Genomic DNA, 5,284 nt, shown 5'->3' with positions numbered 1-5,284 from the left:
TGCGTCTTCGGGTGCGCCGCAGATTCGGTTGCTTGGCTCGGGCGCCATTCTGCGCGAAGTGATGGCTGCTGCGACCATGTTGAAGAATGATTGGGGTATTGAGGTGGAAGTTTGGAGCGTGACTAGTTTCTCTGAGCTGGCACGCGATGCTCGAGAGACTCAGCGGTGGAATCGATTGCATCCGACGGCGCCTCGTCGGGTGAGTTTTGTCAGTCAGTGCTTGAGTGGGGACACGCCGATTGTCGCGGCTAGCGACTATGTCAGTGCGTACCCGAGCTTGATTGCGAGCTTCGTTGATGCGCCATTCGTTGCGTTGGGCACCGATGGCTTTGGTCGCAGCGATACCCGAGCGACGCTACGACGGTTCTTCGAGGTGGATAAACAGCACGTCGTGATCGCGGCCCTTCAGTCGGCCGCCGACGCCGGCAAGGCGACGTACGAAACCGTCGCCGCCGCGATTCAACGCTACGAAGTTCAAGTCCACGACGCCGCGCCCTGGACGCGGTGAGCCACCGAACGTTGCAACGTGCAAGGTTCACGGCGCCGCGAGTCCGACGTGAGCCTTATGACGGCGTAGTCACCAGTTCGCCGTCGGTCGCCGTACGCCGCGAAGCGCGGGTCACGGCGGCGCGAGCCAGCCGTGATTCTTAACGCGGCGTAATTACTAACTCGCCGCCGATCTCTTGAGCGCGAAGGTCGGCTTCGCCGGCGAGGAACTTGACGAGTGACGTCGGGTCGTCCGCGTTGAACGTCCCGATCAGTTTGCGATTGCGCACCGCCTCGCCTTCGACTCGAATCTTGATCGTGTTGTAACGATTGAATTGCTCGGCGACATCGGCGAGCGATTCAGATCGAAACACCAGTCGCCGCGCCCGCCAAGCGACGGCCTTCTCGATATCACCTTGCGGTCGCTTCTCAATGTGACCCGCCGGGCTGACATTGGCTTGCTCGCCAGCAGTGATTCGTAACGGGCCAGCGCCGGGGGAGTCGAGCGTCGTCTCGCCAGCAGCAGCAACCACAACGGTCTTGCCAGGCCGCTCATCCGTCACAGCCACGATGCCTTCAACCACGGACACCGTGGTCCGATCATCGTGCCGATACACGTTGAACTGCGTACCAACTGCTTGCACCACCGTATCCGCCGAGTAAACCCGAAACGGCCGACTCGCATCATGATGCACTGTGAACAGCGCTTCACCAGAAAGCAGTCGCACGCGCCGCTCGTGCTCCGAGTAGTCCACTTCGACCCGGCTCTGAGTATTCAAATAAATAAACGAACCATCTTCGAGCTTGACGGCTCGCTGTTCGCCAACCGTGGTTGCATAGGTCTCTTGCGTCGGCCACCAGATCCAGCTGGCCAAAGCACTCACCACGACGCCAGCAACAACAGCAGCCACCGCCGCCGAGCGTTTGGATTTAGAACCAGTAGCCGGCCAAGGAGCACGCAGCAGCCGCGACACCCGACCAAAAGGCGTCACTTTGGCAATCGCTTCCACACCGCCTGCGCTAGCAATCAACTGCTGCACATCGACGCTGTGCTGACGATCGATCCCATCCAGCTCGCCCCACAGCGCCTCGACGAACAGATACTCCTCGACATGCCGAGGCGATTCCCGAAGCCATTGCGAGAACTGTTGCTCGATCTCCGGCGTCGCTTCTTGCATCTCCGTGAGCCACCAAGCCGCTTGCTCGCGGAGGGTCATTTGCTCTTCCTGTTGAACACGCGCCACTTTATTCATCCTTCCATTCGGCTTGTCTGAGCCGCAGCAGCGCGCGGAACAGATATTTTTTAACAGTGTGCACCGACAGATTCAGCTGTTCGGCCACCTCTTTGTACGAGAGCCCGTCGCGTTTCTGGAGCAGCACGATGGCTTGCTCGACAGGCGGCAACTGCGCGAACAGGCGCGCCAACTCTCGCTCGGTGCTCATGGTTTGCCACTGCTCGTCGGTGCTGGTGTCGCCGACGCTGTCGGCCAGTTCGGCCATGTATTCGGAGTTGATGGTGACGTACTTCTGCTCGCGCTCCTCGCGCAGGCGAAACTCGTACACCACGTGCGAGGCAATCCTGTAAAGATAGGCTTGCGGTTGGCGCACCAGATCGATGGCTTCGACCCGTAACAGCCGCAGATAAATCTCTTGCGCCAGGTCCTGCGCGTTCTGGGCGTGCGCCAGCCGGCGCATCAGGTAGCGTTGCAAGCCGCCCCGATACTGCTCGAAAGTGCGCTGAATGAAATCGACCTTTGGCTGCGTCACGTCGGAACTGCGAGTTGACCCTGAATACTATGGCGGCTGGGCGGGCTCAAAGTGTGTACTCGCCGGCCAAAGTACACAATTTCGACGCCCCGATCCGCCTGTATGGGCAAGAGCGCAGGTATTTCACATGCGCCGTACCGGGGAATCTCGAACGATGAAAGCCTGGCGCCACTCCGCCCTTGCGATGGCCGTTTCCATGGCCCTGCTGACCGCCGCGCCCGTCGCGAGCGCGCAACAGGGACAGCAACAGCCGATTGCCCTGACCATTGAAGCCGCACCGGTGGGCGACGCGCTCAACGAACTGGCCCGGCTCACTGGCTTGCAGATCATGCTGTTCGCCGATGTCAGTCAGGGCATCACCACCACCAAGCTGACCGGCACCTACACCCCAACCGCCGCTTTGGACAAGCTGCTGCAGGGAACCGGGCTGCGTTACGAGTTCATCAGCGCCAACAGCGTGGCCGTCCGCGTTGCCCAGCAGAGCACCTCTTTGGGTCAGAGCAGCGCGGCGGATCAAGAGGGAGCCATCGAAACCGTCAACGTGTTCGGCACGCTGGAACGGCAGCTGAGCATCGCTTCCAAGTCCGGCCAGTCGCTGCGGGAGACGCCGAAGTCGGTCACGGTGGTGTCGCGTGAGCGGCTCGAAGCCCAGAGCCTGAACTCGCTGGAAGAAGCCTTGCGCCAGACCACCGGCGTGACGTTGGCCAGCTACGGCACCGGTGAGAGCTGGTTTTTTTCTCGCGGCATCCGAGTGCAGACCATCCAGTTCGATGGCGGCGCGGCGGCGCTCACTGGCAACTTCGGTAACTATTTGACGCCCGACATGGCGACTTACGAGCGAGTCGAAATGCTCCGCGGTGTGGACGGCATGTTCACCGGTGCGGGCGAGGCGGGCGGTGTCATCAACCTGGTTCGCAAGCGCGCCGAGCAGACTCCAGCGGTGCGTCTCAATCTGTCCACTGGCAGTTGGGATCATTATCGCGCCGATGTCGACGTGACCGGTGCGCTGACCGATGACGGCCGTCTACGTGGTCGCGCGGTTGTCGCTTATCAGAACAATGGCTACGTTTACGACCGGGCCGAATCCGAAAAGACCATCGTGTACGGCACGACGGAGTTCGATCTGACGCCCAGCACGTTGCTGATCGGCGGCTTGCACTACGAACGAATCAAAGAAGATGGTTACTACCCGCAGGGTACCGGTCGTTACAACACTGGAGCGGATATCCGGTTGCCGCGCGACTGGGCGTACAACCCGGAGTGGAGTCATTGGTACTTCACCAACAAAGAGGCCTTTCTGCGGGTCGAGCAGGGCTATGGCCAGAGCGGCACCGTGCGCCTCAATCTGACGCGTCTCGAACAGGACAACGAGAGCAAGATGTTCTACGCGTACGGCGCGCTCAATCCCGTGACCATGACGGGCGTGCACGCTACCGGCACCGGATCGAGCAACGTCGCCAGTCAGAATCTGTTCGACTTGTCGGCCAGCGGCAGTTTCCAATTGTTGGGCGGCGAGCATCGCTACACGCTCGGCGTCGATTACGCCAAAGTCGATGGCGGCCGCTCCAAGGAATACACGCTCGATGGTTATCCGTGGGGCGTCGCCTTAGGCCCGGCCATCGATTTATTCAATTTCAACCCGGCGCTGTATCCCGAACCGAACGCGACCTTGGCCACCTACTATCCGGAGCGCGGCCAGACTCAGCACGGCATTTACGGCGCCATCACGCTGCAGCTGTTGGAGCCGTTGCGACTCTCTTTGGGCGGCCGTTACGGCGAGTATGAGTACGTCAGCGTTTCTCAGAGCATTGCCAGCGGCACGACTACGTCGTTGCGTTACAAAGACACAGCCTTCATTCCGAGCGCGGCGCTGAGTTGGGATTTCGCTCGCGATTGGACGGCTTACGTGAGCTATGCCGAAACCTTCAAGCCGCAAGCGAATCTGTTGCAGGCGCCGCTGCCGGGCTCACCGCTCGATCCGGTGACTGGCGCGGGTTACGAGATCGGCGTGAAGGGCGAGCTGTTCGGAGTGTTGAATCTGGCGGTCTCGGCTTATCGAGTGCAGCGTGACAATCAGGGCACGCGCGACACCAACTATCCGATAACGCGAACCACCGCGGGCCCGACGTGTTGTTATCGCGTCGACGACATCGAGTTACAGATCGACGGCTTCGATGTGGAGCTGAGCGGTACCGTGCTGCCGGGCTGGCAGATGTTCGCGGGCTATACCAACACCACCGCCAAGTTCGATCCGCGTGCCGCTTGGTCTTACTACATTCACATGACGCCCGAACACATGCTGAAGTTGTGGACGACGTATCAGCTGCCTGGCCGATGGGCGCGTGTCAGCATCAATGGCGGTGTCACGGCGCAGACAGAGACTTACGTCAATCCGTTTCCGCAGCCCGAATCCAGCTACACGACTGGCTATCGCTTCACACAGGATGCGTACGCGCTGTGGAACGCGGCCGTTCAATACCGCATCAACGACACTTGGTCGGTGGGTTTATATGGTGAGAATCTGACCGACGAAGCTTATTACCAGGCACTGAGCCTGGGCGCGCGGACCGAGACCGTTTATGGCCGGCCGCGCAGCTACATGCTCACTGTCAAAGGAAACTGGTAATGAAGCGCATGATCCTGGGGGCGGCGCTGCTGAGCGCCGCGGTGTTGGTGCAGGCCGACGCCATCGACGACTACGCGAACGACTACTTGAAGCGCACTCAAACACCGGGGCTGGTGCTGGGCATCGTGCAGGATGGTGTGTTGGTGCGGGCGCAAGGCTACGGTTACGCGAATCTGGAACATCGCGTGCCGGTGCATGCCGATACCGTTTTCCAATCCGGCTCCATCGGCAAGATGTTCACCGCCGTGGCCATCATGCTCATGGTCGAGGATGGCAAGCTGAAGTTGGACGAATCCATTCGCACTTATCTGCCGGACTCGCCGGCCACTTGGGCGCCGATCACGCCGCGACATTTGTTACGTCACACCTCCGGGCTGTCGCGCACGCCGGCTTTCGATCTGCGCA

At 60.7% G+C, this 5,284-nt stretch carries 5 protein-coding genes; 3 read left to right on the top strand and 2 right to left on the bottom strand.

Annotated features, from left to right (window positions below; all coding sequences use genetic code 11):
• Positions 1–508, top strand: a 508-nt coding sequence (locus JNL55_RS19045) for a transketolase-like TK C-terminal-containing protein (protein ID WP_415923110.1), incomplete at its 5' end; no start/stop codon positions are given.
• Between the two features lie 139 nt (positions 509–647).
• Here the strand turns inward: JNL55_RS19045 and JNL55_RS19040 are convergent.
• Positions 648–1,730, bottom strand: a complete 1,083-nt coding sequence (locus JNL55_RS19040) for a FecR family protein (RefSeq protein WP_293857240.1) — start codon at positions 1,728–1,730, stop codon at positions 648–650.
• Position 1,731: 1 nt separating this feature from the next.
• Positions 1,732–2,253: an RNA polymerase sigma factor gene (locus tag JNL55_RS19035; protein WP_293857237.1), complete on the bottom strand. Its 522-nt coding sequence runs from the start codon at positions 2,251–2,253 to the stop codon at positions 1,732–1,734.
• Between the two features lie 154 nt (positions 2,254–2,407).
• Between JNL55_RS19035 and JNL55_RS19030 the strand changes: the two genes are divergently transcribed.
• Both JNL55_RS19030 and JNL55_RS19025 read left to right on the top strand, forming a co-directional pair.
• The gene (locus tag JNL55_RS19030) at positions 2,408–4,879 is read left to right on the top strand and encodes a TonB-dependent siderophore receptor (protein ID WP_293857234.1); all 2,472 of its coding nucleotides are present in this window, start codon (positions 2,408–2,410) and stop codon (positions 4,877–4,879) included.
• A partial coding sequence (locus tag JNL55_RS19025) for a serine hydrolase domain-containing protein (protein WP_293857231.1) occupies positions 4,879–5,284 on the top strand: 406 nt, incomplete at its 3' end. The genes JNL55_RS19030 and JNL55_RS19025, both read left to right, overlap by 1 nt.

Source organism: Steroidobacter sp. (assembly GCF_016790065.1).
Taxonomy (GTDB): domain Bacteria; phylum Pseudomonadota; class Gammaproteobacteria; order Steroidobacterales; family Steroidobacteraceae; genus Steroidobacter.
Note: the sequence above shows the minus strand (reverse complement) of the source record. Positions and strands in the feature narration are given on the sequence as shown.

Bases quoted from the DNA above. Each gene is read 5' to 3' on its own strand.
- JNL55_RS19030 (WP_293857234.1), top strand. From the start codon at position 2,408: ATGAAAGCCTGGCGCCACTCCGCCCTTGCGATGGCCGTTTCCATGGCC.